24 protein-coding genes and 1 pseudogene are annotated in these 26,667 nt (G+C 70.5%); 11 read left to right on the top strand and 14 right to left on the bottom strand.

What is annotated here, in order from left to right; translation table 11 throughout:
- Positions 1 to 2: 2 nt before the first annotated feature.
- The 3 genes and pseudogenes from OG747_RS39565 to OG747_RS39555 all read right to left on the bottom strand — a co-directional run.
- Positions 3 to 1,352: an ABC transporter substrate-binding protein gene (locus tag OG747_RS39565; RefSeq protein ID WP_405884161.1), complete on the bottom strand. Its 1,350-nt coding sequence runs from the start codon at positions 1,350 to 1,352 to the stop codon at positions 3 to 5.
- Between the two features lie 171 nt (positions 1,353 to 1,523).
- A complete protein-coding gene (locus tag OG747_RS39560) occupies positions 1,524 to 2,522 on the bottom strand; it encodes a LacI family DNA-binding transcriptional regulator (protein ID WP_405884160.1) in 999 nt (332 codons plus the stop codon).
- Positions 2,523 to 2,574: 52 nt separating this feature from the next.
- Positions 2,575 to 2,922, bottom strand: a pseudogene (locus OG747_RS39555) (GntR family transcriptional regulator); the annotation flags it as partial.
- Between OG747_RS39555 and OG747_RS39550 the strand changes: the two are divergent.
- Complete coding sequence (locus OG747_RS39550) at positions 2,809 to 3,111, top strand: M24 family metallopeptidase (RefSeq protein WP_405884159.1); 303 nt, start codon at positions 2,809 to 2,811, stop codon at positions 3,109 to 3,111. The pseudogene OG747_RS39555 and the gene OG747_RS39550 overlap by 114 nt on opposite strands.
- Before the next feature lie 192 nt (positions 3,112 to 3,303).
- Here OG747_RS39550 and OG747_RS39545 read toward each other — a convergent pair whose 3' ends face one another.
- The 4 genes from OG747_RS39545 to OG747_RS39530 are packed head-to-tail and all read right to left on the bottom strand — an operon-like array spanning position 3,304 to position 7,299.
- On the bottom strand, positions 3,304 to 4,119 hold the full coding sequence (locus OG747_RS39545) for an ABC transporter permease (RefSeq protein ID WP_405884158.1): 816 nt from the start codon (positions 4,117 to 4,119) through the stop codon (positions 3,304 to 3,306).
- Between the two features lie 12 nt (positions 4,120 to 4,131).
- Complete coding sequence (locus tag OG747_RS39540; RefSeq protein ID WP_405884156.1) at positions 4,132 to 5,022, bottom strand: ABC transporter permease; 891 nt, start codon at positions 5,020 to 5,022, stop codon at positions 4,132 to 4,134.
- 9 nt (positions 5,023 to 5,031) lie between these two features.
- On the bottom strand, positions 5,032 to 6,225 hold the full coding sequence (locus OG747_RS39535) for an ABC transporter substrate-binding protein (protein WP_405884155.1): 1,194 nt from the start codon (positions 6,223 to 6,225) through the stop codon (positions 5,032 to 5,034).
- Positions 6,226 to 6,261: 36 nt separating this feature from the next.
- The gene (locus OG747_RS39530) at positions 6,262 to 7,299 is read right to left on the bottom strand and encodes an ABC transporter ATP-binding protein (protein ID WP_405884153.1); all 1,038 of its coding nucleotides are present in this window, start codon (positions 7,297 to 7,299) and stop codon (positions 6,262 to 6,264) included.
- A 121-nt stretch (positions 7,300 to 7,420) separates the two neighbouring features.
- On the opposite strand from OG747_RS39530, the gene OG747_RS39525 reads away from it, so the two are divergent.
- Positions 7,421 to 8,248: a FadR/GntR family transcriptional regulator gene (locus tag OG747_RS39525; RefSeq protein WP_405884152.1), complete on the top strand. Its 828-nt coding sequence runs from the start codon at positions 7,421 to 7,423 to the stop codon at positions 8,246 to 8,248.
- The gene (locus tag OG747_RS39520) at positions 8,205 to 8,984 is read left to right on the top strand and encodes a cache domain-containing protein (protein ID WP_405884151.1); all 780 of its coding nucleotides are present in this window, start codon (positions 8,205 to 8,207) and stop codon (positions 8,982 to 8,984) included. Before OG747_RS39525 ends, OG747_RS39520 begins: the two co-directional genes overlap by 44 nt.
- 6 nt (positions 8,985 to 8,990) lie before the next feature.
- Here the strand turns inward: OG747_RS39520 and OG747_RS39515 are convergent, their stop codons facing one another.
- On the bottom strand, positions 8,991 to 9,647 hold the full coding sequence (locus OG747_RS39515; RefSeq protein WP_405884149.1) for a hypothetical protein: 657 nt from the start codon (positions 9,645 to 9,647) through the stop codon (positions 8,991 to 8,993).
- Positions 9,648 to 9,898: 251 nt separating this feature from the next.
- Between OG747_RS39515 and OG747_RS39510 the strand changes: the two genes are divergently transcribed.
- From OG747_RS39510 to OG747_RS39495, 4 genes are read left to right on the top strand one after another with little or no spacing between them, the layout of a single operon-like run.
- The gene (locus OG747_RS39510) at positions 9,899 to 10,555 is read left to right on the top strand and encodes a helix-turn-helix domain-containing protein (protein ID WP_405884148.1); all 657 of its coding nucleotides are present in this window, start codon (positions 9,899 to 9,901) and stop codon (positions 10,553 to 10,555) included.
- Positions 10,556 to 10,593: 38 nt separating this feature from the next.
- The gene (locus tag OG747_RS39505; protein WP_405885946.1) at positions 10,594 to 11,124 is read left to right on the top strand and encodes a toxin-antitoxin system, toxin component; all 531 of its coding nucleotides are present in this window, start codon (positions 10,594 to 10,596) and stop codon (positions 11,122 to 11,124) included.
- Positions 11,125 to 11,140: 16 nt separating this feature from the next.
- On the top strand, positions 11,141 to 12,367 hold the full coding sequence (locus OG747_RS39500) for an MAB_1171c family putative transporter (RefSeq protein WP_405884147.1): 1,227 nt from the start codon (positions 11,141 to 11,143) through the stop codon (positions 12,365 to 12,367).
- Positions 12,351 to 13,811 (top strand): FAD-dependent monooxygenase, encoded by a 1,461-nt coding sequence (locus OG747_RS39495; protein WP_405884146.1) that lies wholly within the window; start codon positions 12,351 to 12,353, stop codon positions 13,809 to 13,811. Before OG747_RS39500 ends, OG747_RS39495 begins: the two co-directional genes overlap by 17 nt.
- Positions 13,812 to 13,868: 57 nt before the next feature.
- On the opposite strand, the gene OG747_RS39490 is transcribed toward OG747_RS39495, so the two are convergent.
- Positions 13,869 to 14,912: an alpha/beta fold hydrolase gene (locus tag OG747_RS39490; protein WP_405884145.1), complete on the bottom strand. Its 1,044-nt coding sequence runs from the start codon at positions 14,910 to 14,912 to the stop codon at positions 13,869 to 13,871.
- 286 nt (positions 14,913 to 15,198) lie between these two features.
- Here OG747_RS39490 and OG747_RS39485 point away from each other — a divergent pair, with 286 nt between their 5' ends.
- Positions 15,199 to 15,441, top strand: coding sequence for a hypothetical protein (locus tag OG747_RS39485; RefSeq protein WP_405884144.1), 243 nt, complete (start codon positions 15,199 to 15,201; stop codon positions 15,439 to 15,441).
- Positions 15,442 to 15,460: 19 nt separating this feature from the next.
- Here the strand turns inward: OG747_RS39485 and OG747_RS39480 are convergent, their stop codons facing one another.
- Together OG747_RS39480 and OG747_RS39475 are read right to left on the bottom strand one after the other, a co-directional pair.
- On the bottom strand, positions 15,461 to 16,201 hold the full coding sequence (locus OG747_RS39480; protein ID WP_405884143.1) for a 4'-phosphopantetheinyl transferase: 741 nt from the start codon (positions 16,199 to 16,201) through the stop codon (positions 15,461 to 15,463).
- Positions 16,149 to 17,057: a metallophosphoesterase family protein gene (locus OG747_RS39475; protein ID WP_405884142.1), complete on the bottom strand. Its 909-nt coding sequence runs from the start codon at positions 17,055 to 17,057 to the stop codon at positions 16,149 to 16,151. The genes OG747_RS39480 and OG747_RS39475 overlap by 53 nt, the downstream gene beginning before the upstream one ends.
- Before the next feature lie 322 nt (positions 17,058 to 17,379).
- Here OG747_RS39475 and OG747_RS39470 point away from each other — a divergent pair, with 322 nt between their 5' ends.
- The 3 genes from OG747_RS39470 to OG747_RS39460 all read left to right on the top strand — a co-directional run bounded on the left by OG747_RS39470 (position 17,380) and on the right by OG747_RS39460 (position 21,304).
- Complete coding sequence (locus OG747_RS39470) at positions 17,380 to 18,570, top strand: ATP-grasp domain-containing protein (protein WP_405884140.1); 1,191 nt, start codon at positions 17,380 to 17,382, stop codon at positions 18,568 to 18,570.
- A gap of 154 nt (positions 18,571 to 18,724) precedes the next feature.
- Positions 18,725 to 20,428, top strand: coding sequence for a carbohydrate binding domain-containing protein (locus OG747_RS39465; protein WP_405884139.1), 1,704 nt, complete (start codon positions 18,725 to 18,727; stop codon positions 20,426 to 20,428).
- A 108-nt stretch (positions 20,429 to 20,536) separates the two neighbouring features.
- Complete coding sequence (locus OG747_RS39460) at positions 20,537 to 21,304, top strand: hypothetical protein (RefSeq protein ID WP_405884138.1); 768 nt, start codon at positions 20,537 to 20,539, stop codon at positions 21,302 to 21,304.
- Between the two features lie 36 nt (positions 21,305 to 21,340).
- On the opposite strand, the gene OG747_RS39455 is transcribed toward OG747_RS39460, so the two are convergent.
- From OG747_RS39455 to OG747_RS39445, 3 genes are read right to left on the bottom strand one after another with little or no spacing between them, the layout of a single operon-like run.
- The gene (locus OG747_RS39455) at positions 21,341 to 24,385 is read right to left on the bottom strand and encodes an alpha-mannosidase (protein ID WP_405884137.1); all 3,045 of its coding nucleotides are present in this window, start codon (positions 24,383 to 24,385) and stop codon (positions 21,341 to 21,343) included.
- Between the two features lie 59 nt (positions 24,386 to 24,444).
- Positions 24,445 to 25,782: a 6-phospho-beta-glucosidase gene (locus OG747_RS39450; RefSeq protein ID WP_405884136.1), complete on the bottom strand. Its 1,338-nt coding sequence runs from the start codon at positions 25,780 to 25,782 to the stop codon at positions 24,445 to 24,447.
- Positions 25,779 to 26,546: a DeoR/GlpR family DNA-binding transcription regulator gene (locus OG747_RS39445; protein ID WP_405885945.1), complete on the bottom strand. Its 768-nt coding sequence runs from the start codon at positions 26,544 to 26,546 to the stop codon at positions 25,779 to 25,781. Before OG747_RS39445 ends, OG747_RS39450 begins: the two co-directional genes overlap by 4 nt.
- Between the last annotated feature and the right edge of the window lie 121 nt (positions 26,547 to 26,667).

Here is a 26,667-nt window from a genome sequence, read left to right as displayed (position 1 = left end):
GGTCAGCCCCGGGCCAGGATGGAGTCGATCTTCCCGGACGCATCCTTGAGAAGCTGGTCGATGTCGGCGTCCTTCTTGGTGAGGACCGCGGAGACGGTGCCGTCGAGGACCGAGTAGATCTGCTGGGCGTTCGGCGGCTCGATCTTCATCTGCAGGCTCTGGTTGCCGTCCAGGAAGGCCTGGTAGTTCTCCACGGGCACATTGGCGTTGGCCTTCTTGACCTGCTGGTCCTTGGCGTCGGCGGCGCCGGTGAAGAGCCGGGGTTCGGGCAGGCCGACGGGGGCGTCGTGCTGCTTGGCGCGGGCGTAGTCGCCGAGGAAGCCCTTGCCGGGCGTGAGGAACATGTGGTCCAGCCACTTCAGGCCGGCCTTGATCTGCTCGGGGCTGTCCTTCTTGTTGAACATGTAGCCGTCGCCGCCGATGAGCGTGCCCTTGCCGCCGGGCATGGGCGCGAGGGCGAGGTCCTTGTAGTTGCCGCCCTTCTCCTTCACGAGGATCGGGATGTTGTCGGGCGCGGAGAGGTACATGCCGAGCTTCCCGGAGCCCATCAGCTGCTGGACGTCGTTGATGACGAGGAGCTGCTTGCTGCCCATGGAGTCGTCGCTCCAGCGCATGTCGTGCAGGTTCTGCAGGACGGCCTTGCCCTCCGGGGTGTCGATGGTGGCCTTCTTGCCGTCCGGCGAGACGACGTCGCCGCCCTGCGAGTACATTTCGGCGGTGAAGTGCCAGCCGCCCTGGTTCTGGGCGCTGTAGTCGGCGTAACCGACGGTGCCGCCGCCGAGCGCCGCTATCCTCTTGGCGTCCGCGCGCACTTCTTCCCAGGTCGCCGGTGGCTTGTCGGGGTCGAGGCCGGCCTTCTGGAAGAGCTTGCGGTTGTAGATGAGTCCCATCGAGTAGCCGGTGCGCGGGACTCCGTAGATCTTGCCGTCGACGGTGTAGATGTCGCGCAGCTGTTGCTGGATGGTGCCGTAGCTCTTGAGATCCTTGACGTACGACGTGATGTCGGCGGCCTGGTTGATATCGGCGACATGCCGGGCGTCGGTGAAGTACGTGTAGAAGACGTCCTCCATCTGGCCGCCGGCGAGCTTGGCGTCGAACGTCTTGGGGTCCTGGCAGGGGAACGCGTCGTGCGCGACGACGTCGATGTCCGGGTTCTGCTGCTCGAACGCCTTGACGTCGGCCTCGAAGAACGAGCGGTCGACCTTGGCGCTCTTCGGCGGCATGCAGTTGACCGTGATGCGGGTCTTGCCACCCGCGGAGCCGTTGTCGCTGCCACCGCAGGCGGTGGCGGTGAGCGCGAGGGCGGACGCCGTGAGCACGACGACAGTACGGCGGAAGCCGGGACTTCTCATCGGTGGACCCCTTTGGGCAGGAGCGAGGAAGGCCCACGGGGGTGCGCCACCGTGTTCTGGCGCACCGCCGTGTGCTGGCGCCGCACACTCAAGCACCGCCGACAACGGTCCGCAAGATGTTACGCAGAATCTGGAATTATTTGACAGCAGAGTGGATCTCGGTGGTGGATCTCAGTGGCGGGGCGCTTGCGCGGTGGACCCCCGGACCACCAACTCCGGCTCGAACAGCAGCTCTTCGGCGGTGACGCTGCCCCCGCCGATCTGGGTGTTCAGCAGCTCGACGGCCGCCCGGCCCATCGCCTCGATGGGCTGGCGGACGGTGGTCAGGGGCGGCTCGGTGCAGTTCATCAGCGCGGAGTCGTCGTAGCCGACGACGGAGACCTGTGACGGCACGGCAAGCCCCTTGCGGCGGGCGGCCCGTACGACACCGAGGGCGAGTGGGTCGCTGGCGCAGATGAAGCCGGTGACACCGCGGTCGATGAGGCGGGAGGCCGCCGCGTGGCCGCCCTCGACGGAGAACATGGCCCGGGCGACGTGCTCTTCGGGCAGCTCGGGGGCGAGCGCCCGCGCCGCCGCCAGCTTGCGGCCCGAGGGGATGTGGTCGGCGGGCCCGAGCACCAGGCCGATCCGCTCGTGGCCGAGCGAGACGAGGTGCCGCCAGGCCTGTTCGACCGCGACGGCGTCGTCGCAGGAGACGCCCGGGAAACCGAGGTGCTCGATGGCCGCGTTGACCAGCACCACCGGGATGTTGCGGTCCGCCAGCTGCCGGTAGTGCTCGTGCGGTGCGTCGGCCTGCGCGTACAGTCCGCCCGCGAACACCACACCGGACACCTGCTGTTGGAGCAGCAGCGCCACATAGTCCGCCTCGGAGACGCCGCCCTTGGTCTGGGTGCAGAGCACCGGCGTCAGTCCGAGCTGCGCGAGCGCCCCGCCGATCACTTCGGCGAACGCCGGGAAGATCGGGTTCTGCAGCTCGGGCAGGACGAGCCCGACAAGCCGCGCGCGCTCCCCGCGCAGCTGGGTGGGCCGCTCGTAGCCGAGCACGTCGAGCGCCGAAAGCACCGCCTGCCGGGTGGAGTCGGAGACACCGGGCTTGCCATTGAGCACCCGGCTGACCGTGGCCTCACTGACCCCGACCTTCTTCGCCACCTGAGCAAGTCGTCGCGTCATGCGCGCAAGAATAGCGCAAGAAATGCAAGCTGCTTGCGTAACCCGGTTGAACCTAGTGGGCCGCCCACAGGCCCCGGACGTGGCCCAGGTGTCGGGTCATGACCCTTCGTACGGCCTCGGGGTCGCGGTCGAGGAGGGTGTCGAGGAGTTCGAGGTGCTCCTCGGCGGAGTCCTGGAGGCGGCCCGTCTCGGCGAGGGCGTTGAGGCCGTAGAGGCGGGAGCGCTTGCGGAGGTCGCCGACGACCTCGACCAGGTGGGCGTTGCCGGCGAGGGCGAGCAGGCCCAGGTGGAAGCGGATGTCGGCCTCGACGTAGGCGATGAGGTCACCGGCCGCCGCCGCGGTCACGATCTCCCGGGCGGCCGGACGCAGCGCCTCCAGGGAGACCGGGTCCGCGGTTTGGTGCTCACGGTCGAGCCCGGCCTCTACTTCCAGCCGGACGACCTGACCGTGCCCGAGGAGTGGCGCGGCATCGGCGTCCGGATCGAGGACGACCTCCTCGTCACAGCGGACGGCTACGAGAACCTGTCGGGCGGGCTACCCCGTTCGGCGGACGAAGTCGAGGCGTGGATGCGGAAGTTCGCGGGGTGAGAGGCCGCTAGGGTCTGTCGTTTGGATCAGGTCGTGTCAGGAGGCGGCGCTTGACCGGTGCCGGTGAGCGGGGTCCCGTGCGTGCGGCCGCAAGGCGGAGGAGGCGGTCATGGCGGAGCCATGGCGACCGACGACAACGCGGCAGATGCGCGTGCCGGACCCCGCTCACCGGCCTGATCCACACGACAGGCCCTACACCCTGCTCCCGGACGCCGTGTCGGCCGAGAGTCGCTGGGCGGCGTAGATCGGCAGCACGGAGAGCAGGACGAGCACCGCCGCCACGACGTTCACGACCGGTGCCTGCTGGGGCCGTGTCATGTTGTTGAAGATCCAGATCGGCAGGGTCTCGATACCGGGCCCGGCCGTGAACGTCGTCACCACGATCTCGTCGAAGGACAGCGCGAAGGCGAGCAGGCCGCCCGCCAGCAGCGCCGAGCGCACCAGCGGGAAGGTGACGTCGACGAAGACCCGGAAGGTGTCCGCACCCAGGTCCATCGCCGCTTCCTCGTACGAACCGGAGGTACGGCGCAGCCGTGCGACGACGTTGTTGAAGACGACGACGATACAGAAGGTGGCGTGCCCGACGATCACGGTGAACATGCCGAGGCCGACGCCGAGCGGCTCAAGTACCGTACTGAACGCCGAGTTGAGCGCGATGCCCGTGACGATGCCGGGCAGCGCGATCGGCAGGACGACCACGAACGAGATGGCGTCCCGGCCGAAGAAGCGGTGCCGGGCCACCGCGAAGGCGATCAGCGTGCCGAGCACCAGCGCGATGGCGGTGGCACCGACGCCCGCCTTGACCGACACCCAGAGCGCGGCGCGGGCGCCCTCGTTCTCCCAGGCGACCGACCACCAGTGGAAGGTCAGACTCGACGGCGGCCAGCTCGCACTGCGGTCCGGGTTGAAGGAGTTGACCAGGACGAGCGCGAGCGGGACGTAGATGACCGCGAAGCCGAGCCCGGCGGCGACACGGAGCGCGATGCGCGCGGAACGGGAGAGTTGCACGGCAAAGGCTCCTCAGAGACTGCTCAGGGCGCCCGTACGGCGCATCGCGAGCAGGTACACCACGATCACCACGACGGGGACCGTGCCGAGCGCGGCGGCCATGGGCAGGTTGAGTTCGATGTTGGAGTAGACGAGGTTGCCGATGAGCTGGGTCTTGCCGCCGACGATCTGCACGGTGATGTAGTCGCCGAGGCTGAGCGAGAAGGTGAAGACCGAGCCCGCGGCGACGGACGGCAGCACCATCGGCAGCACGACCGAACGGAAGGTTCGCCCGGCCCGGGCGCCCAGGTCGGCCGACGCGTCGAGCAGGTTGGCGGGCAGCTGTTCCAGTGCCGTATGGATCGGCAGGATCATGTACGGCAGCCAGAGGTACGTCAGTGTCAGGATCGCCGCGAACAGTCCGAACCCGGGGCCGCTGAGCCCGAACGGCTTCAGCATCCAGTCGGCGAGGCCTCCCTGAGAGAGGATCAGCCGCCAGGCGTACACCTTGACCAGGTAACTCGCCCACAGCGGCGTGAGGATGGCGACCACCAGCAGGGGGCGCCATCGCGGCCTGGCAATGCGGGCCGTGTAGAAGGCGACCGGGAAGGCGATCACCGCGCACAGGGCGGTGACGGCGAGCGCGACGCCGATGCTGCGCAGGATCACCTGCCGGTAGACGGGCGTGGTGAACAGCGCGTGGAAGTTGTCGGTCGACCAGACCTTCACGACTTCGGAGGTGAAGGAGTCGGTCGTCCAGAACGCCGAGATGAACAGCACGCTCAGCGAGCCGAGATAGAGCACGGCCAGCCACAGCAGTGGCGCGGTCAGCAGCAGGGACAGCCTGAGCCGCGGCCGGCGGTGCAGGGTCCCGGCGAGCCGCCCGACGGGGGAGCGTCCGGCGGCCTGCGCGGTGGAGGTCATCGGTGTCTCTCAGCCCTTGATCTCGGTCCAGGCCTGGACCCACTTGGCGTAGGGCACGCACTTCACGTCGGTGCGGCCGTCGAGGCACTGCTCGATGGGCGTGTTCCAGAAGGCGGTGTTCTTCCAGTAGCCCTCGTCGGCGGCGTGGAAGGTGTCGCAGAAGGACTTGTCGCTGGTCTGTGCGCACGCCTTGGCGTTGGCCGGGGCCTCACCGAAGTACTCGGCGACCTGGGCGTTCACCTTCGGCGAGATGATCCAGTCCATCCACTTGTACGCGCAGTTGGGGTGCTTGGCCTTCGCCGACAGCATCCAGGTGTCGGACCAGCCGGTGGAGCCCTCCTTCGGTACGATCGCCTTCACCTTGACGCCCTCGCTCTGCGTGAGGTTGGCGATGACCTGCCAGGTGGTGCCGACCACCGAGTCGCCGCTCTTGAAGGCGGAGATCTCCTTGAGGTAGTCGCTCCAGTACTCCCCCACGTTCGCGTTCTGCCTCTTGAGCAGGGCGACAGCGGCGTCGAACTGCTTCTGGTCCAGCGCGTAGGGGTCCTTGATCTTCAGCTCCGGCTTGGTCGCCTTCAGATACAGCGCTGCGTCGGCGATGTAGATCGGGGAGTCGTACGCGGTGACGTGCCCCTTGTACTTCGAGGCGTCGTCGAAGACCGCGGACCAGGAGGTGGGCGCGGGCGAGACCTTCTGTGTGTCGTACATCAGGAGGTTGGCGCCGCGGCCGTGCGGAATGCCGTACATCTTGCCGTCGACGGAGTTCCAGGCCTTCTGCTTCAGACCGCTGAAGACGTCCTTGTAGTTCGGCACCAGGCCGGTGTTGACGGGGGCCGCGTCGCCGGAGGCTATGAGGCGCAGGGAGGCGTCGCCGGACGCGGAAACGGCGTCGTACTGGCCGGTCTTCATCAGTTTGACCATCTCGTCGGAGCTGGCCGCGACCTTCGAGTTGACCTGGCAGCCGGTCTGCTTCTCGAAGTCGCTGACCCAGTCGACCTTGGGGTCGTTGGAGCCGTCCTCCACATAGCCGGCCCAGGCGATGAGGTTGACCTGCCCCTCGGTCTTGCCGAGCTTCGACTGCGCCTTGAGGTCAGGGGGGTTGAGTCCGGTGGAGGAGGAGCCCGAGTCGGAGGATCCGCAGGCGGACGCCGCGAGGAACACCGTGACGGCGGCCGCGGCTTGGAGGGTTCTGGTGAGGCGCACGACGTTCTCCATGGGTGAGGGGGCCTGGCGTGGGGGTCAGCGGGCGTCCGGGACCTCGAAGGTGTGGCGGCGGTGCCACTGGAGCCGGACCCGGGTGCCGCGGTAGGCGGCGACGTCCTCGGACGAGGTCTCCAGGTTCTGCTGGAGCGCGGTCAGGCGTCCGCCCGCGTCGAGATCCACGAGGAAACGGGTGGCGTCGCCGAGATAGACGACCTCGACGACGGTGCCGGTGGCGGTGGAGTGCTCGGGCTCGTCGGCCTCGGCGGACTCCTTGAGGACCCGGATCTTCTCGGGCCTGATGCTGTACGTGCCGGTGGCGCCGAGGACCTGTTGCGCGGCGTCCCCTTCGAGCAGGTTGGAGGTGCCGACGAAGCCCGCGACGAAGGGGGTGGCGGGGCGTTCGTAGATCTCGGCGGGGGTGCCGACCTGTTCGATGCGGCCCCGGTTGAAGACGGCGATGCGGTCGCTCATCGTCAGGGCCTCCTCCTGGTCGTGCGTGACGAAGACGAAGGTGATGCCGACCTCGCGCTGGATCGCCTTGAGCTCGACCTGCATCTGCTCGCGCAGCTTGAGGTCGAGGGCGCCGAGCGGCTCGTCGAGGAGCAGTACCCGGGGGCGCCCGACGAGGGCGCGGGCCAGCGCGACACGCTGGCGCTGACCACCGGAGAGCTGGAAGGGACGGCGGGCGCCGAAGTCTTCGAGACGTACGCCGGCGAGCGCCTCGCGGGCCTGCTGGAGCCGCTGGGCCTTGGGCACCCCGCGGACCTTGAGGGCGTAGGCGACGTTCTGCTCCACGGTCATGTGCGGGAAGAGCGCGTAGTCCTGGAAGACGGTGTGCACGTCCCGCTCGAAGGGGGCGAGCCCGGTCACCTCCTGGCCCGCCAGCTCGATCCGGCCCGCGGTCGGGCTCTCGAAGCCGGCGATCATCCGCAGGACGGTCGTCTTGCCCGAGCCGGACGGGCCGAGCATCGAGAAGAACTCGCCGTCGGGTATGTCCAGGTCGACCCCGGCCACGGCGGTCGTCTCGCCGAACGCCTTCCGCAGGCCCTGGAGCCGGATCGCCATTCCCTCCATGGGCAGGGAACCTTTCTGGTGCATTGAAACGTTGAACGTCTGCCGGAAAGATATGAAGTCATAGTTCAAAGCTCAAGACCCCCTTAGAGTAAAGGTTGAGTCAACGCACAAGGTGGTGGTCGTGAACCGGCACGCGAAGAGCAACGCCGACAGTGTCCGCAGAGCCGTTTTCACCCCCGTGGACAACCGCGCCCGGGTCGACACGGTCGTCCACAGGCTCGGCGACGCCATCGAGCTCGGGCTGCTCGCCGACGGGGAGCAGCTGCCCGGCGAGATGGAGCTGGCCGGGCAGCTCGGCGTGTCCACGGTGACGCTGCGCGAGGCGCTCATGGCGCTGCGCCAGCAGGGCCTGGTCACCACCCGCCGAGGACGCGGCGGCGGCAGTTTCGTGTCCCTGCCCGAGGAGCCCGGCGAGGAGCGGCTCAGGGCCCGGCTGGCCGGCTGGAGCACCGAGGAGCTGCGCGACCTGGGCGACCACTGGGCCGCCGTGTCGGGCGCGTCCGCCCGGCTCGCGGCGGAGCGCACGGAGCCGGACGACCTTCAGCAGCTGCGGCGCACGCTCGATGAGTTGGGAACCGCCGGGGACGCGGCGGCGCGCAGCCGTATGTACGGCCGGTTCCATGTCGAGCTCGCCGCGGCCGCGCAGTCCGCCCGGCTGACCCGCGAACAGGTCGCGCTGCAGACGGAGGTGGGGGCGCTGCTCTGCCTCGTGCTCGGCGACGACGAATATCGTGGAGAAGTCGCGGACCGTCACCGCGCCGTGATCTCGGCGGTGCAGGATGGGGCCCACGAATCGGCCAGAGCGCTGGCCGAGGAGTGTGTCCAGAAATCGACGGCTCGGCTTATCGCGCTGCGCCTCGCGATGCCGCACACCGTGTCCGGTCCCCGTCCGCTGGAGAGCACCCATGAGCAGGAGCCCCGGCCCGGTCGGCGCCGCGGCGACGCTTGACGCGACACCCGAGGCGGCCGTCGCCGCGCAGGTCCGCTCCACCCTGGAGACCGTGTTCGAGGCGGTGGCCGAGACCCGGGCGGACACGGCGGCGCTGCTCACCCGGGTCGTCGCGCAGGACCGTCGCCCCGCGACCGTGGACCTGGCCGCGCTCCGCCCGGGGCTTCATCTCCGGCTCGCCCGGCAGGAGCTGGTGTCGGGTGTGGGGTTCGTCGCGGCGCCGGGACTGCTGAGTGACGTTCCCGCGTGGCTGGAGTGGTGGCAGACGGGCTCCGACGGGGACGTACGACCGCTGCTGCTCGACCTCGACCCGCAGTACTCCGCGTACTCCGACTACACGCACTGGGACTGGTTCGCCCTCCCCCGCGACACCGGGCAGCGTGCCGTCGCCGGGCCCTATGTGGACTACCTCTGCTCCGACGAATACAGCCTGACGCTGTCCGCGCCCGTGCACGTGGAGGGCCGGTTCGTGGGCGTCGCCGCGGCCGACGTCTATCTGCGGCACTTCGAGGCGACGGTGATCCCGCTGCTCCAAAGGCTGCCGGGGGCCGCCCACTTGGTGAACGCCCGCGGACGGGTGGCCGCCTCCGCGGACCCGGCGCATCTGGCCGGATCGCTCACCAAGGGGCCGGACTTCGGTGCGGCGCTGGCGGGAGCACGGGGCGCGCACTTCGGCGGGATGCGGCTGGTCCCGTGCGACGGAGTTCCGCTCGTGCTGGTGGTGCTGGACAGCTGAACCGGCTCAGACCGCTCGCAGCTCCGCCGCGCCGTTGCGCGTCGTGCGCGCCGTCCGCGGTCCGGCGGTCGCCTGCCGTGTCTCGCGCAGGACCAGGGTCATCCGCGTATAGCCCATGTCCTCAAGGGTCTTGGGGGTCTCGCCGACGATCCGGCAGTCCGTGCGGCCCCAGCGGGGGTCGGGGTGCGTCAGCGGCCGTACGGCGCCGTCGTGCTCGACGGCGTCCGGGCCGACCGCGCGGATCCAGTGCGGCAGGCCGTGCCGGTAGGCGGCCTCCATGATCGGGTCCTGGGCGATGTCCCGGCGGATCGACTGCAGTCCGCGGTCCTTGCCGTCGCGCTCCACCGCGGCGGCGAAGTGGGCCAGCATCGGCAGGCACCAGCTCGACTCGTGCTCGCCGAGGACCGTGGCCGCGTCCGGATGGAACAGGACGAACCGGAGGAAGTTGTCGCCCGGCATCGCCGTCGGGTGGGGCCCGACGCCGCGAAAAAGTGTCTCGAACCCGGCGTTGGACAGCACGACGTCCCAGCGGCGATCGAAGACGACGGAGGGGAACGGAACGGACTCTAGGAGCGTGGCGTAATCCTGGAGATACGCCCGCGCCTCGGGACTCTCGGGGACAGGTCGCGGCTGGGACCGCTGCCTTCCTGCCTGATACGCCATCGGGAGGTCACCCCTCTTGCCTCTGCGGCCTTCACGCGGCGCCCCGATCCTGCTTCCCGGAGCTCAGCCGTGTCAACTATCGTGGCATTTGGCGCTTGTTGACGGCTGGATCTCGCCACAGTTGTGGCGACACCTGGATGTGAGTTCGAGCGAACGGCTAGTCTCCGGTTGGTCCCTGACCATGGTGAGAGAGACCTGAGAAAACCGGGGGCCGGAATGATGTACCTGAGAGAGACGTAGGAGATCTGTCGGTGACCGATGGCTTCGAAGTTCCGGGCGCCACGGCGACGGTTCTGCTGCCGGCCGTCGTGGCCCGGGTCACCGCACTCGCCGACCGGCTCGATGTGCAGCACTCCGAGGTCTTCGACGTCCAGCGCCTGTCGGCCGAGTCCGGCGTCCCCGAACCCGTGGTGCGGGCCCTGCTCGGCGGCCGCCCCGCCGGTGAACCCGATCTGCAGGCCCGCTTCCTCCAGCGCCTGGACCTGCTGCGCCGCACCCGGCTCAAGCCCAACGGGCGCAAATACACCCAGCAGGAGATCGCCGACGGCGCGGGCATGTCGCGTCAACAGGCGGGCGCCCTGATCAATGGCGACCGGCGCCCCACGATGGAGCACTGCGACGCCATCCAACGCTTCTTCCGGGTGCACGCGGGCTTCCTCACGGCCGAGGACTCCGAGGCGCTCGTGGGCGCCCTGCAGCGCTCGGAACAGGAACTGCTGCAACAGCTCGCCGACCGCGAGCGCGAGGCGGCCGCGGCCGCCGACGACCCGCTCGAGCGGCTGCTGCAGAACCACGGCGTCCGCGGAATCGCCTGGCGGGCCGCACAGCTGCCCACCGACCAGCACCGCGACAAGGTCGCCGAGTGGCTGGACATGCTCCTGGAAAGCGTCAAGCGGCCCGAGTCGTGATCCGGGGGAGAACTGTGGGCATCGGAATCGGCAGGGAAATGCGCCGTCTGTGCGGCGAGTTGGTAGCGGAGCTGCAGCTCCCGGCACCGGCGGAGCCCGCCGCCCTGTACGGCGCCCTGTGCGACACGATGAGCAGGCGCCGCGGCCGGCCCGTCCGGTTCCGTACGGCCGCGTTCCCGCTCGGCACCGCCAGCGGGCTGTGGCTCGACATGCCCGATCAGGACCTCGTCGTCATCGAGGAACGCACCGCGCCCGACCACCAGTTGGTGATCCTCGGCCACGAGCTGTGGCACATGGAGGCCGGGCACCGCAGCCACCACGTCGAGGGCGCCGCCGTCGCGGCCCGCCTGCTCAGCGACCACACCGATCTGCAGGCGACCGTCCTGAAGGTCGCCGCGCGCACCCGCTTCGACGTCGCGGACGAGCAGCAGGCCGAGAGTTTCGGCCTGCTGCTCGCCAGCAAGTGCCGTACGTGGCTGGCTGGTTCCTCGCTGCGCGGGCCGAAGAGCCGGGACGGTCTGGCCGGCCGGATCGAGGCGTCCCTGGGCTACCGCGGACCGCGGGGCTGAGGGCACCTTCCCCGACATGGACGGATCCAGCTACTATGTCCCGGCCGTCGCCATGGGCGTCGCCCTCGCCATCAAGGCACCCGCCCTGATCCGCGGCTGGCGCGACCCGCTGCTGCGGTCCGTGGGCGTCCTGCTGACGCTGGCCTGCCTGGTGTTCCTCTTCGCGGCCCCGCCGACCATCACCGCGGTCAACGCCCTCACCGGAATCCCCAACATCTCGGCGCCACTGGTCTACTGCCTGCTGAGCGCCTTCAGCGCCTCCTGTCTGGTGCTGATCATCAACTGGCGCGGCGGGCCGCCCGAGGTGACCCGCAGGCTCTCCCGCCGCTGGATCACCGGGTACGGCGTGGTCAGTGCGGCGCTGATCGTGCTGCACCTGCTCGGGAACTGCCCCGACGAGCGGCTGCGGGACTTCGACACCTACTACGCCAACACACCGTTCATCCGCGAGATGATCCTGCTCTACCTCGTCGCACTGACCGTCGCCGGTGTCGCGATGAACGTCATGTGCTGGCGCTGGGCCCTGCAGGTGGGCGGCCGGCTGCGGGCCGGGCTGCTGACGATCGCGGTCGGCTTCCTCTTCAACGTCCCTTACGCGGTCACCAAGTTCATCGCCGTGATCGCCCGCTGGAACGGCGCGAACCTGGACGGTCTGAGCACCGACCTGGCCCCCGCGCTGGCCTCCGCCGGTGCCGAGGTCAGCGCGGTCGGCTTCCTGATCCCGCTGGCCTGCCAGCGCATCGGCGACAGCTGGGCCACCTGGTCGACGTACCGCCGGCTCGGGCCGCTGTGGCACGAGCTGAAGTCGGTCTCGGCGCACGAGGAGCACGCGGTGCGGATCTCCTGGTGGTCCCCCGCCGAACTCCAGGTCACCCAGCGGGAGTCCGACATCCACGACGGCATGCTGAGCTTGTACCCCTACTTCGACTCCGAGGTGCGCTCTCTCGCCTACGACGCGGCCGTTGCGGCGGGTTCCGAGCCCGCCCAGGCACAGGCCGAGGCCGACGCGGCGATGGTGACGGCGGCGGTACGGGCCAGGACGGCCGACCCGGAGGGCAGGGCCATCGGCGCGGCGGAGGCCGCCACCGCCCCGGCCGCTTCCGCTTCCGCTGCCGCTTCCGCCGAGGGTCCACGCGACCTCGTACGGATGTCGCTGGCACTGCGTCAGTCACCCGTCGTCGCGGCCGTCCGAGGACGAGCCGCCATCAGGTCAGAGAGCGACTTCCATGAGCAATCCCGCTAGCGCCCCCCGGAGCGCGGCAGCCGCCGGCCGTGCCGAGGCCTCCCGTCGGGCCGTCGTCGTCGGTGCGGGGCCGGCCGGTCTGCTGGCCGCCGCCGCCCTGCACACGTACGCCGACGTCACCGTCGTCGAGCGCGATGTCCTGCCCGCCGGGCCCGAGCCGCGCAGGGGCCTCCCGCAGGCCCGCCACGCCCATCTGCTGTGGTCCGGCGGCGCCCGTGCGATGGAGGAGCTGCTGCCCGGCGTGACCGCTGCCTGGCTCGCCGCGGGCGCCCGCCGCATCCCGCTGCCGACCGGTCTCGTCTCCCTGTCGGCGCAGGGCTGGCTGCGGCGCTGGCCCGAGACGGAGTTCATGATCACGTGCAGCCGTGACCTGCTCGACTCGGTGCTGCGCGACCAGGTCGCCCGGCACGAGCGGGTGACCGTCCTGGACGGCACGGAACTGCTCGGTCTGGAGGGCGACGCCTCCCGGGTGACGGGCGTGCGGGTGCGGACGCGGGCGGGCGAGGAGCGCGTCCTGGCGGCCGATCTGGTGGTGGACGCCTCGGGGCGCGGCTCGCGGTCCACCGCCTGGCTGGACGCGCTGGGCGTCCCGCAGGCGCCGATGGACGAGATCGACTCCGGGCTCGTCTGCGCCAGCCGGATCTTCCGGGCACCGGCGGGCACCGAGGACCACCCCGTGGTCTCCGTGCAGCCCGACCCGGCGCGGCCCGTGCCGGGCCGGTCCGCGACCCTCGTACCCGTCGAGGGCGGGCGCTGGCTGGTGACGCTGTCGGGCACGCGCGAAGGACAGCCGACCGCCTCGGCCGACGAGTTCGAGCCGTTCGCGCGCGGCCTGCGGCACCCCGTGGTGGGCGAGCTCATCGCACGCGCGCAGCCGCTGACGGACGTGGTGCTCAGCCGCAGCACGATCAACCGGCGGCGCCGCTTCGAGAAGGTCCAGGACTGGCCGGAAGGGTTCGTCGCGCTCGGCGACGCCGTCGCCACGTACAACCCGGTCTACGGCCACGGCATGTCGGTGGCCGCGCAGGGCGCGCTGACGCTGCGCGAGCAGGTGGCCGAGCACGGGGTCACGGCGCCGGGGCTCGCACGGCGGGTGCAGCGCGCGGTGGCGCTTCCGGTGGCGATCGCCTGGGAGCTGGCCACCGGGACGGACATCCGCTACCCGGGGGCGATCGGCGAGCAGCCCGGCGGCGTGCGGAAGCTGCTGAACCGCTATATGGCGCGGCTGGCACGCACCGCGGCGGAACGGCAGCCGGTCGCCCGGGCGTTCCTCGCCGTGACCACGCTCTCCGCACCGCTGTCCACCCTCGTCAAGCCCGAGGTCGTCCTCGCGGCCCTGCGCGGCCGACGCCTCCCCCCGCTCACCGAGCCGCCCCTCACGGCCGAGGAACGAGAAGCGGTACTGAACGCGCCGGAACTGTCAGGAACCCCGACACGCGGCTGAGCGGAGGGGCGGGGCCGGAAGGCGGGCGCAGGGCGTGTGGCTCGGCCGAGGCGGACGTCACGTCGCGCTGCGTTCGCTCGCCTCTCTCAGGTCGCGTTCCATCGCACGGTTGTGCGCGGTATCCGGCCGGCCCGCGGTCGTGCCGGGGCGGCCCGCGCGCAGCAGTTCCCGCCAGTGCTCGCGGCTCCAGTCGGCCGGGCTGGTGGTGCTGGTGAACTCCTCGACGAGGGCGAGGAAGCGCGCCGGGTCGCTGTGGAAGGGGAAGTGACCCGCGCCCTCGAAGATCTCCAGCCGGCTTCCCGGCATCGCCTGGTGCGCCCCGTACGCGTGCCGCACCGGCACCACGCTGTCCCGGTCGCCCCAGAGCAGCATCGTGGGCATGCCCTCGGTCAGATAGCAGCGGTCGAGCATGGTCACCGCCTGCCCGCGCCAGTCGACGACGGCCCGCAGGGTGCGGATGAACGCGCTGCGGGAGGTCGCGTCGGGCAGCGCGTCGACGAGGTTCAGCAACTCCGGCGCGTCCTGGCCCAGATCGGTGTCCAGAAGGCTCATCAGGCGTAGGAACAGGCCGACTTGGAGCCGCATGCCGGGCAGTCGCAGCGTGGAGAGCATCAGGTGGGCGCCCGGCAGCGAGACGGCCCGCAGCACGGGGTTGACCTCGCCGCCGACGCCGCCCGCGCTGACCAGGATGAGTCGTTCGGTGCGCTCGGGGAACTGGTAGGCGAACTGCATCGCGACGCCGCCGCCGAGCGAGTGCCCGACCAGGGTGGCGGACTCGATGTCGAGCGTGGTGAGCAGATCGCGCACCCCGTTGGCGTACGCGGCCACCGAGTAGTCGGCGCGCGGCTTGTCGGAGGAGCCGTGGCCGAGCAGGTCGGGCGCGATCACCGTGTGGGAGCGGGCCAGGTCGGGGATCAGCTCGGCCCAGGTCGCCGAGGAGTCGCCGATGCCGTGGATGAGGACGAGCGCCGGGCCCTCGCCCGCCACCCGGTAAGCACGACGGTAGCCGTGCACGACGCGGTGCTGCAGGCGCAGCTCCCCGTCGCCCACCGAGCGCAGCCGCGGGCCATGCCGCGGACGCCGAGGCGGTACGTCGACCACGGGCTCACCTCCTGTTCCCAGGCCGCCGCGAGGGCAGCTTCCATGCTGCCGTGCGGGCAGCTCTCAGGCCGCCGTGGAGGCGGCTTCCCCGCCACCGAGAAGGCTCCTCCCGGCTCTTCTTCCCAGCCTAGAGGCCCTGTTCCACAAGGGATTTCCGGGAGGTTTCGCCTCCGCTAAGCGGGCGAACCTCCGCCCATCGAAAGGGGATTGTCAGTGGCGGACGGCAAGCTGGAGACACGTACCGCCATGTACCGCTTCGACCAGCCGACCCGGGGAGAGCCGTCCGATGCCGACCGCCGTACTGACCGACCACGAACGCGCCGCCGTACAGGCCTATCTGCGTCTCCTCCAGACCGTACGAGCGGCCTTCGACAGACCGCCGGACGGGCAGCGACCACCCGCGGTGCCGCCCTCCGCCCTCGCCGAGGCGGAGCGGGCACTCGAGGCGGCCGGCCTCGCGGGCAACGAGGAGGCGTTCTTCCATCTGCTGCACAGCTGGTGCCCGGAGCCGGGAGGCCGCCTGTCCTAGGCCTTGCCGACGCCCGCCCTCAGGCCTTGCCGACGCCCGCGTGGGGCACGGTGACGGCCGTGGCCACCAGGTCCCGCCGGACCGTCCAGCGCCCGTCGAAGGACTCGATCCGCCGGCCGCCCACCAGCGGTCCCGGCACGAGGAGTGCGGCGCGGAAGCGACCGGACCGGACGGTGCCGTCGGCCTCCGCGCCCCGCGCCTCGGAATTCCGGGGCGCGGGGCCGCCGTCCGCGAAGATCTCGATGTCCGCCTCGAGGAAGTCCAGCCACTCGCCGGTGAGGGGGAACCACGCCTTGTAGACGGACTCCTTGGCGCTGAACAGCAGCCGGTCCCAGTGCACGGCCGGGTTCCGCGCCGCCAGCTCGCGTACCCGGTCCTGCTCCGTGGACAGGGCCACGGCGGTGATGACGTCGGGCGGGAGCTCCTCGTGAGGTTCGGCGTCGATGCCGAGGGAGGCCAGATCGGTGGCGCGGGCGAGAGACGCGGCGCAGTAGCCCTCGCAGTGCGTCATGCTGCCGATCAGCCCGGCGGGCCACACGGGCGCCCCGTGCTCGCCGCGCAGGACGGGCTGCGCGGGCACGCCGAGCTTCTCCATGGCCCGGCGTGCGCAGGCACGCACGGCGGCGAACTCACGGCGCCGCTTCTCCACGGACCGCGCCACGAGCTGCTGCTCCCCGGGGTACAGCGGCGCGCCCCAGACGTGGTCGTCACCGTGTGCTTCCACGGTCACGACCGAATCCGGGAGCAGCTCCTCGATCACCGGTTCCGACCTCCATCGGCAGTATGAGGCGCAGGGTGTCCGGTGGGCCCGGGCGGGGGCGCCACTCGCGGGGGTATCCCACCGAGACCTCTTCGAAGCGGACGCCCTCGTGATGGGTGGTCCGCGGGATGTGCAGATGACCGTAGACCATGACCTCGACGCGGAAGCGGCGGTGCCAGTCGGCGGTCAGCCGGGTCCCGCACCACATCGCGAATTCGGGGTAGCGCAGGATGTCGGTCGGGTGGCGGTCCAGGGGGTAGTGGTTGACCAGGACCGTGGGCAGGTCCTCGGGCAGCTCGGCGAGCCTGCGCTCGGTCTCGGCGACCCGCGCCCGGCACCAGGCCTCGCGGCTCGGGTAGGGGTCGGGGTGCAGGACGTGCTCGTCGGTGCAGATCACCCCGGTCTTCTCGGCGTACGCCATGCCCTCGTCCTTGGTCGCGCAGCCCGGCGGCAGGAACGAGTAGTCGTAGAGCAGGAAGAGCGGTGCGACGACCGCGGGGCCGCCCGGCCCGTCCCAGACCGGGTAGGGGTCCTCGGGGGTGATGACGCCCAACTCCCGGCACAGCGCGACGAGATGCTCGTAGCGGGCGACACCGCGGAGCTTCACGGTGTCCTTGGGATGGGTCCACAGTTCATGGTTGCCGGGCGCCCAGAGGACCTTGCGGAAGCGTCCGCCGAGCGTTTCGAGGGCCCAGTGGATGTCGGCCACGGACTCCGAGACGTCACCGGCCACGAGGAGCCAGTCGTCGTCCGTGTGGGGGCGCATCTTCTCGACCAGGGCGCGATTCTCCGCGTACCCGATGTGCAGGTCGCTGATGGCCAGCAGGTTTCCGTGTCCGCCGGCCGTCGACCGCACCCTCGCCACCTCCGAGAAAAAGACTGGAAACACAAGAACACATTCGCCCGCGCGGGACAAGAACGGCCCGCGCGCCAGGTCCTGTCGTCACCTTCCCGTCGTCCGCCCGAAGGGCGGGCCCCGGCGTACCGGAGCTCATGTTCGGGGTCTCGGGAAATCCGTAACACGCCCGTAGCGTCATACCGGGCTCGCGCCCCTTATGATCGCCCCAACACATCCGTCACCAGCCTTCCTCGGCGTATGGCGGTTTGCTGTTCCTCCCTCTCCCCTGGCCGGGCACGGCCTGCTCCGCCGTGCCCGGAAACCGTGAAAGGCGGCCTGAATGGGTTCTCGCGTACGCGTCTGGCTCAACCGCACGTACGCGGAGAACGTGTTCTTCATGGATCAGCTGCGAAGTAATCCGCAGCTCCGTCCGGTCGAGATCCATGCCACGCACGGCGATCCCGACTCCCCCGTGCTGGCCGCCGCCGACACCGCCGCCATGGAGCCGGAGGGCCTCTCCCCCGCCGCGTACGTCGAGTACGCGCTCGACCAGTGCGCCCGCCACTCCATCGACGTGTTCGTGCCGGTCCTGCACCAGGCCGCGCTCGTGGCGCACCGCGCGGAGTTCGCCGCGCTCGGTACGGCCCTGCTGGCGCCGCCCGCCGAGGCCGTGGCCGTCTTCCAGGACAAGGCCACCGCCTACCAGGCGGTGCAGGCGGTGGGCGTGCCGGTGCCGCCGTGGTGGCGGGTGCGCACCGAGGAGGAGCTCCTCGTGGCGGTCGAGACACTGGAGGCCGAGGGCCACAAGGCCTGCTTCAAGCCGGCGGCGGGGGCGGGCGGAGTGGGCTTCCGCGTCATCACGCGCACCCCCTTCTCCCTCGTGCACCTCAACGGATTTCCGAGCCCGTACGTCCCGCTCGACCTGGTCGCGGCGGCGCTGCGCGAGGCCGACGAGCCGGTCGACTGGCTGGTCATGCCGCTCCTGGGGCAGCCGGAGGTGTCCGTCGACTGCCTCACGGCGCCGGACGGCCGGGTCCGTATGGCGGTGGGCCGCACCAAGAACGGACGGCGCCGCGGTTTCACGCTGCACCCTTCGTTCATCGAGCCCGCGCGGCTGCTCGCGGAGGCGTTCGGACTGCACTATCTGACGAACATTCAGTTCCGTATGTTCGGCGACGATCCGGTCCTCATGGACGTCAACACCCGTCCGGCGGGCGGCCTGCACCAGCTCTCACAGTGCGGCGTCAACGCCCCTTGGGCGGCTGTGCAGTTGGCGCTCGGCGAGGAGACCGGCGAGCTGGTTCCGCCGCTGCTCGGGCAGGACTACACGGTGATCGCGGGACCCCGTCCGGTACGCCCGGTGTCGCTGCCGCAGCAGCGCGCCGAGGCGCCCGCGCCGATGCTGCCGGCGCCGCCCACCCCGACCCCCGCGCCGCAGGTCGCCCCGGCACCGACATCGACACCGGTGTCGGCACCGGCCGCGGAAACCACCCCCACCGGAGCGCCCACGGCGGCCATCGCCCCCGCCTGACCCCACACCCCGCATCCCGCTCACGCACCCACCCACTCGCCCCACCGGTCTGGACCAATTCCGCGCAATGCCTTGACAGCGAGATTGGTCCATACCAACTTGGTTGCGCACCTCTCAGCACTCCCGAACACCCCCATTTCTTCAGGGAGATCGCGTGCGCATCACCGACCTCAGAACAGACCTCAGGCGATCCAGACATCGTCTCCTCGCTCTGCTCGGCACCGCCGCCCTGGCCCTGGCCGGGGCGGTCGCCCTGCCCACCACGGCCCAGGCGGCCAACATCCTGTCCAACCCCGGCTTCGAGTCGGGCAGCCTCTCCCCCTGGTCATGCACCGGGAACCTCGGCTCGGTCGTCTCCAGCCCCGTGCACGGCGGCTCCAAGGCCCTTGCCGGGGCGGCGAGTTCGAGCGACAACGCCCAGTGCAGCCAGACCGTCTCGGTCCAGCCGAACACCACGTACAGCCTCTCGGGCTGGGTGCGCGGCAGCTATGTCTACCTGGGCGTGGACGGCGGTGCCTCGACCTGGACGACGTCCCCGTCGGCGTACAGCCAGCTCACCGTGTCCTTCACGACCGGTGCCTCACAGACCAGCGCCAACATCTACGTCCACGGCTGGTACGCGCAGGGCACCTACTACGCCGACGACATCAGCCTGGACGGTCCGGGCGGCGGCGGAGGCGGCTCCGACACCCAGGCGCCGACCGCGCCGACGAACCTGACCTCCACCGGCAAGACCTCCTCCAGCGTGTCCCTGTCGTGGGGCGCGTCCAGCGACAACGTGGGCGTCACCGCGTACGACATCTACAGTGGCTCGAACCAGGTGCTGAGCGTCTCGGGGACGAGTGCGACGGTCAGCGGTCTGTCGTCGAGCACCGCCTACACGTTCACGGTGAAGGCGCGGGACGCGGCCGGGAACACCTCCGGGGCCTCCAACTCCGTGTCCGTGACCACGGACGCGGGCACCGGCGGCGGCACCGGCTTCAAGCAGGCGGCACCGTACCTCTACCTCGGCTGGGGCGATCCGCCGAGCGCGACCTCGGTGATGAGCTCGACCGGGATCAAGTCGTTCACGATGGCGTTCATGCTGGACTCGGGCGGCTGCAACCCCGCCTGGGACGGCAGCAGGGCGCTCACCGGCGGCACCGACCAGACCGTCATCAACCAGATCCGCTCCGCGGGCGGTGACGTCGTCCCGTCGTTCGGTGGCTGGCAGGGCAGCAAGCTCGGCGCCAACTGCTCCTCGGCGAGCGCGCTCGCCGGTGCGCTGCAGAAGGTCATCGACGCCTATGGCCTCAAGGCGATCGACATGGACATCGAGAACACGGACGAGTTCGAGAACGAGGCCGTCCAGGCGAAGATCCTGACCGCGCTGAAGACCGTCAAGGCCAACAACGCGGGCCTGCGGACGATCGTCACCTTCGGCACCTCGACGACCGGCCCGACCTACTACGGCAACCGGCTCATCGAGCAGGCGCAGTCGCTGAACGCGGGCATCGACGTCTTCACGATCATGCCGTTCGACTTCGGCGGCGGCTCCGACATGTACGGCAACACCGTCAATGCCGCCGAGGGGCTGAAGGCCAAGCTGAAGTCCACCTTCGGCTGGGACGACGCCACGGCCTACTCCCACATCGGCATCTCCGGCATGAACGGTCTGTCCGACCAGCAGGAGAACACCACCCCGGCGATCTGGACCCAGATCCGCGACTGGGCGAACTCGCACCACATCGCCCGCCTCGCCTACTGGGCGGTCAACCGTGACCGGCCCTGCCCCGGCGGCGGCGTGGTGAGCAACTGCTCCGGTATCAGCCAGAACAACTGGCAGTTCACGTCGATCACGGCCGGATTCACGGGCTGAGAGGCGTTCGAGGACGAAAGAGCCCGTACGAGGCCCCCGCATCGGGAAGAATCATCCGCGCGCATGCGCAGCCCGCTGCGGGGGCTGCCGCACGTTCGAGGGGCGGTCATGGGGGACACGGAAACGGCTCGCGGCAGCAACATGCCCGCGAAAGGCGGAACCCGCTCCCATGGCCCGTGGGGTGTCCTTCTCGCCCTGGGCCTCCTCGTCACCCTCTCCACGCTCAGCGGCTGCGGCACACCCGGCTCGCCGATCCATGATCAGGCCTCGTTCCAGGACACGGTGGCCAACGACCGGAAGCAGCTCTTCGACGGCCGTCTCGACTACCGCTCCCGGCTCGCGACGCCGGTCGGCGAACCCCGCACCTTCCGGATCGTCCTCACCGCTCTGAGTGACGAGGCCTCCCACCGGTCCAGGTCGGCGCGGCCCCACATGGAGACCCGGTCGTTCCAAGTGGGCGGCGTGGAAAGTGCGTCCCTGACCTCCACGAGCCCTGACGTGCGGATCGAGCCCATCGCCGAGGCCCGCGGGAAACAGGTCATCGCCCGGCCCGGGGACCGTGCCGATTGGTGGTGGAGCGTGTCCGCGAGCGAGCCGGGTGACTACGACCTCTTCCTCGTCCTCACCACGTACCAGGAGGACTCCGACCGTGCGCTGTACACGCTGACACCACCGATCACCGTGCGTCTTCGCGTCGACGAGACGTGGTCGCACCGCGTCGACTCGCTGCTGAACACGATCCTCGCCTGGGGCGGGGCCGCGGTCGCCCTGACGGCACTGCTGGCCTTCCGCGCCCCGCTGGTGGCGTTCGTACGGACGCGCAGGAACGCCCGGCAGGAGCGAATCCGTGACAGCAACCGGGACGGATACCTCTGAGATGAGGGGCGGGCCGCGCCGGCCCGCCCCCTGCTCCTACCGGCCGACGGCCAGCCGCAGCGTCTGCACCTCGAACGGCCGCAGCGACACCGCCACCGCGTTCCCGTCCGCGTCCGCCGTCGCCAGCGGGCGCTCCAGGAGGTCGGTCACCTGGGCCCCCGCGAGCGGGAAGCCCGTGCGCAGGGTGCCGGTGGCGCGGCCGCCCCGGGACTCGTAGAGGCGTACGACGACATCGCCCGAGGCGTCGTCGGCGAGCTTGACCGCCTCGATGGTCACGCCCTCCCCGTCGACGGAGACGACAGGCTCGGCGGGACCGGCCGAATCCGCCACCCGCAACGGCAGGTTGAGCGCGTAGCCCTCCGCGATCGCGTCCTCGACGCTCGCCCCCGGCAGCAGCGCGTACGTGAAGCGGTGCTTGCCCTGGTCGGCCTCGGGGTCCGGCACCCGCGGGGCGCGCACGAGAGACAGGCGGACGGTCGTCGTCGTACCGCCGTCCTCGCGGACCGTGCGGGAGACGTCGTGGCCGTAGGTCGAGTCGTTGATGACCGCGACGCCGTAGCCGGGCTCGGCGATGTGCACCCAGCGATGGCCGTAGACCTCGAAGCGGGCCGACTCCCAGCTGGTGTTGGTGTGGGTGGGACGCTGAACGTGGCCGAACTGGATCTCCGCGGAGGAGTGCGGGGCCCGGATGTCCACCGGGAAGGCGGCCTTGAGGATCTTCTCCGCCTCGTGCCAGTCGATCTCGGTCTCGACATCGATCCGGCGGCTGCCCGCCCGCACGGTGATCGTCTGCGTGATCCGCGAGCCCTTGCCGAAGGCGCGCTCCACCTTCAGCGCGCCGAGCAGCGGACCGTCCTCGACGACCGTGACGGACTCGGCGTCGAGCAGATCCGTGTAGCGGTTCTTGTAGTGCTTGTCGATGTCCCAGGCGTCCCAGTAGTTCGGGAGGTCACTGTGCAGACGGAGCAGGTTGCCCTTGTCGGCGAGGACCTCACGGTCGGCCGTCAGGTCCCGCACGGAGGCCAGCGTGCCGTCCTCGGCCAGCTCGACACGGACCAGGCCGTTGTCGAGGACCCGGCCCGCGACGGTCACCGGCTGCGCGGGCTCGCCCACGCCCAGCAACGCGCTGCCGTTCGCGGGGACTTCGGCGTACATCGGGATGCCGGCGGACGTACGGACCACCTCGGCGCGGTCGACCGGGCTGGTGTTGAACACCCGGGTCTCGCCCGTGCCCAGCGCGGCCACGGCCTCCGCCGTGATCGCCTCGACCTCCCGCGCCACCCGGGCGTACTCCGCCTCGGCCTCGCGGTGCACCCAGGCGATGGACGAGCCGGGCAGGATGTCGTGGAACTGGTGGAGCAGGACCGTCTTCCAGAGCCGGTCGAGCTTCTCGTACGGGTAGGAGTAGCCCGGCGCGTTCAGTGCGGCGGTGGTCGCCCACAACTCGGCCTCGCGCATACGGTGTTCGCTGCGCCGGTTGCCCTGCTTGGTGCGGGCCTGCGAGGTGTAGGTGGCGCGGTGCAGCTCCAAGTAGAGCTCGCCGGACCAGACTTGATCCTTGGGGATCTCCTCGCGGGCGGTGGCGAAGAAGGCGTCCGGGTGCTCGACGCGGACCTTCGCCGAGCCCTCCAGGCTCGCCAGCCGCCGGGCCCGCTCCATCATCTCGCGGGTGGGACCGCCACCGCCGTCGCCGTGGCCGAAGGGCGCCAGGGACGTCGTACCGCGGCCCTTGTCCTGGTAGTTGCGGACGGCGTGCGCGAGCTCCTTGCCTGAGAACTCGGCGTTGTAGGTGTCGACGGGCGGGAAGTGCGTGAAGATGCGGGTGCCGTCGAGGCCCTCCCACCAGAAGCTGTGGTGGGGCAGCTTGTTGGTCTGGTTCCAGGAGAGCTTCTGGGTCAGGAACCACTCGTTGCCGGCCAGCTTGGCGAGCTGCGGGTAGGCCGCGTTGTAGCCGAAGGAGTCCGGCAGCCAGACGCCCTTGGTCTCGATGCCGAAGTGCTCGATGAAGAACCGCTTGCCGTGGATGAGCTGGCGGGCCAGCGCCTCGCCGCCGGGCAGATTGCCGTCGGCCTCCACCCACATACCGCCGACCGGCGCCCAGTTCCCGTCGGCGACGGCCTTCTTGATGCGCTCCCACACGTGCGGGTAGTTGTCGCGCACCCACTCGTACTGCTGGGCCTGCGAGCAGGCGAAGACCAGCTCCTCGTACTCCTCGGCGAGCGCGGTGACGTTCGAGAACGTGCGGGAGGTCTTGCGCTTGGTCTCGCGGATCGGCCACAGCCACGCGGAGTCGATGTGCGCGTGGCCGGCGGCGGAGAGGGTGTGGGCGCTGGCGTGCGCGGGCTTGGCCAGGGTGGGTGCCAGCACCGCGCGGGCGTCGGCGGCCGTCCCGGAGATGTCGTCCAGGTCGAGGGCGTCCATCGCCTGGTCCAGCGCGACCATGATCTCGTGCCGGCGCGGGTCGAGCTCGCCGAGCTCCAGCATCAGTTCGCGCAGTACCTGGACGTCGAGGTCGAGGTGCCAGACGTTCTCGTCGAGGACGGCGATGTCGGCGCGCTTGAAGGTGTAGAGCGGTTTGTCACCGGCGGTGAGGCGGTCACCGAGGGGAGTCGGGGCCGCGAAGTCGCCTGCGAGGATGTCGGGGTTGGAGGCCGCCTCCACCAGGTAGTGGATCTCCTCACCGCCCGTGGCCGGGTGGGCGATCGGCACGTACTGGTTCTGCGGGTTGACCGCTTTCAGCGGGACCCCGTCCGGGAGGTGGACGAGCGCCTCGGCCTGGTTGCCGGGCCAGTCGCCGACGAAACCGAGGTCGAAGACGGCCTCGACGCGCTTGCCCGCCCAGTCCGCGGGGACCGACCCGCGCATCCGGAACCAGGTCGTGCCCCACGGCGGCCCCCAGGGGGTGTCCATCGCGAAGGGCTTGTACGGCGCCGTGGCGGCCTCCTCGAAGGGGACGGGCTCGCCGGGCGCCTGCCAGGCCTCGACCTCGAAGGGCTCGGAGGCGGCGTAGATCGCGGGCTTGATGCGCTGGTCGTGGACGCGTGCGACGCGCTCCTCGATCCGGCGGCGTTCATCGTGCATGAGGAGTCTCCAGGAAGCCAGAAGCCGGGAAGCCAAGAAGCCGACAAGGGGGAAAGCGCTTACTCAAGGTACGCCAGGCCGGGATGGACCGAGGTGTATCCGTCGACCAGCTTGCGGGCCACGTTCACGGAGTCGACGAGCGGATGCAGGGCGAAGGCCTTGACGGCGGTCGTGCGGGAGCCGGACTCGGCCGCGGACAGGACCTCGCGCTCCACCGCCTTGACCGCGCACACCAGTCCGGTGGCGTGGTCGGGCAGCGGGTCGACGGCGACCGGGTGGGCGCCGTTGGCGTCGACGAGGCAGGGCACCTCGATGACGGCGTCCGTGTCGAGCACGCTCAGCGTGCCGCGGTTGCGGACGTTGAGGATCAGAGTGGTGCGCTCGTCGCGGGCGATGGCCCGCATCAGGGCGAGCGCCACCTTCTCGTAGCCGCCGGAGAGGTCGTCGGCGGCGCGCTCGCCCGCGCCCGCCGCGTCCCGGTTCTCCGCCATATAGGTGGCCTCGCGCTCGGCGCGGGTGCGGTCCCAGGCGGTCAGCGCAGCGGCGTCCGGGCGCTTCATCTCGTCGTAGAACCGCTTCTGCTGGTCGCGCAGGAACGCGCCGCGGGTCTTCTCCGCCCGCTGGTAGGCGCGGACGGCTTCCCGGTTGAAGTAGTAGTAGTGCAGGTACTCGTTCGGTACGGCGCCCAGGGACTGCAGCCAGTCGACGCCGAAGAGCTTGCCCTCCTCGAAGGAGCCGAGCAGCTCGGGGTCGGCGAGCAGGCGCGGAAGTTCGTCGCGGCCCTCGACGCGCAGCCCGCGCACCCAGCCGAGGTGGTTGAGGCCGACGTAGTCGATCCAGGCCTCGCGAGGGTTCGCGCCCAGGACGGTGGCGATCCGGCGGCCGAGGCCGACCGGCGAGTCACAGATGCCGATCACGCGGTCGCCGAGGTGGCGGGACATGGCCTCGGTGACCAGACCGGCCGGGTTGGTGAAGTTGATGACCCAGGCGTCGGGGGCGAGCCGGGCCACCCGCTGGGCGATGTCGACGGCCACGGGGACCGTGCGCAGCCCGTACGCGATACCGCCGGCGCCGACCGTCTCCTGCCCGAGGACGCCTTCGGCGAGCGCCACCCGCTCGTCGTCGGCACGTCCCTCCAGGCCGCCGACGCGGATCGCGGAGAAGATGAAGTCGGCGCCGCGCAGGGCGTCGTCGAGGTCGGTGGTGAAGGACACCTCGGGGGCGTCCGGCAGGTCCTTCGCCTGCTCGGCCAGTACACGTGCGACGGCCGTGAGCCGCCCGGCGTCCACGTCGTGCAGCACGACATGGGTGACGCGACCCTCGGCGCGGTCCCCGAGGAGTGCCCCGTACACGAGCGGCACCCGGAACCCGCCGCCACCCAGAATCGTCAGCTTCACGCCGTATCCGCCTTTCCTGTCACGACCACTTGCACGCCCGCTTCTTCCAACGAGGACCGCGTCGCCGGGTCCAGCGGGCCGTCCGTCACCACCACGTCCAGCTCCTCGGGGCCGCAGACCCGTGCCATCCCCGTACCCGGGAACTTCGCGCGGTCGGCGAGCAGGACGACCTTGTCGCCCGCCTCGATCATGGCCCGCTTGACCGGCACCTCGACGACGGTGGTGTCCATCACCTGCCCGCCGGGCCGCACCCCGCTGGTACCGAGGAACAGCCAGTCGGCGTGCAGTTGTCGCAGGTTGTCCTCGGTGAGGAAGCCGACCAGGGAGCGGTACTCGCGGCGGACCATGCCGCCGAGCAGCACCAGCTCTATGTCCTCGTCGTCCACCAGCTCCTCGTAGACCACCAGGTTGCTGGTGATCACGGTGATCCGGCGGCCGTGCAGCTGCCGGGCCAGCCGGTAGGCGGTGGTGCCGATGTCCAGCAGGACGGACTGGCCGTCCTGGACCATCGAGGCGGCGCGCGCCGCGATGGCGTCCTTCTCGGCCACACGGACCTCGGCGACCTCGGCGAAGGGCTGGTCGCCCTCCTCCACGACCGCCCCGCCGTGCACCCGGGTGAGCAGGCCTTCCTCCTCCAGTTTCAGCAGGTCACGGCGGACCGTGGCGGGGCTCACGCCCAGCTGTTCGGAGAGGTCGGTCACGGCTGCGGGCCCGCCGGAGCGCAGGGCCCGCAGGATGAGTTGATGTCGTCGCTCAGCCAGCACGCCGTGAACACTACTCGTCATTCTCAATCATTTCTATGCTCGCTTCTGCTCGACTCTTGCCAAACTGGTCGGAGGCGCGCACGATCCTGTGCACCGCTTGCAGAGTTTTGACGAGAGGGTG

The organism is Streptomyces sp. NBC_01384 (assembly GCF_045040035.1).
Classification (GTDB): domain Bacteria; phylum Actinomycetota; class Actinomycetes; order Streptomycetales; family Streptomycetaceae; genus Streptomyces.
Note: the sequence above shows the minus strand (reverse complement) of the source record. Positions and strands in the feature narration are given on the sequence as shown.

Bases quoted from the DNA above. Each gene is read 5' to 3' on its own strand.
- OG747_RS39565 (WP_405884161.1), bottom strand. From the start codon at position 1,352: ATGAGAAGTCCCGGCTTCCGCCGTACTGTCGTCGTGCTCACGGCGTCC.
- OG747_RS39560 (WP_405884160.1), bottom strand. From the start codon at position 2,522: ATGACGCGACGACTTGCTCAGGTGGCGAAGAAGGTCGGGGTCAGTGAG.
- OG747_RS39540 (WP_405884156.1), bottom strand. From the start codon at position 5,022: ATGACCTCCACCGCGCAGGCCGCCGGACGCTCCCCCGTCGGGCGGCTC.
- OG747_RS39530 (WP_405884153.1), bottom strand. From the start codon at position 7,299: ATGGAGGGAATGGCGATCCGGCTCCAGGGCCTGCGGAAGGCGTTCGGC.
- OG747_RS39520 (WP_405884151.1), top strand. From the start codon at position 8,205: ATGAGCAGGAGCCCCGGCCCGGTCGGCGCCGCGGCGACGCTTGACGCG.
- OG747_RS39515 (WP_405884149.1), bottom strand. From the start codon at position 9,647: ATGGCGTATCAGGCAGGAAGGCAGCGGTCCCAGCCGCGACCTGTCCCC.
- OG747_RS39505 (WP_405885946.1), top strand. From the start codon at position 10,594: ATGCGCCGTCTGTGCGGCGAGTTGGTAGCGGAGCTGCAGCTCCCGGCA.
- OG747_RS39500 (WP_405884147.1), top strand. From the start codon at position 11,141: ATGGACGGATCCAGCTACTATGTCCCGGCCGTCGCCATGGGCGTCGCC.
- OG747_RS39495 (WP_405884146.1), top strand. From the start codon at position 12,351: ATGAGCAATCCCGCTAGCGCCCCCCGGAGCGCGGCAGCCGCCGGCCGT.
- OG747_RS39485 (WP_405884144.1), top strand. From the start codon at position 15,199: ATGCCGACCGCCGTACTGACCGACCACGAACGCGCCGCCGTACAGGCC.
- OG747_RS39470 (WP_405884140.1), top strand. From the start codon at position 17,380: ATGGGTTCTCGCGTACGCGTCTGGCTCAACCGCACGTACGCGGAGAAC.
- OG747_RS39460 (WP_405884138.1), top strand. From the start codon at position 20,537: ATGGGGGACACGGAAACGGCTCGCGGCAGCAACATGCCCGCGAAAGGC.
- OG747_RS39455 (WP_405884137.1), bottom strand. From the start codon at position 24,385: ATGCACGATGAACGCCGCCGGATCGAGGAGCGCGTCGCACGCGTCCAC.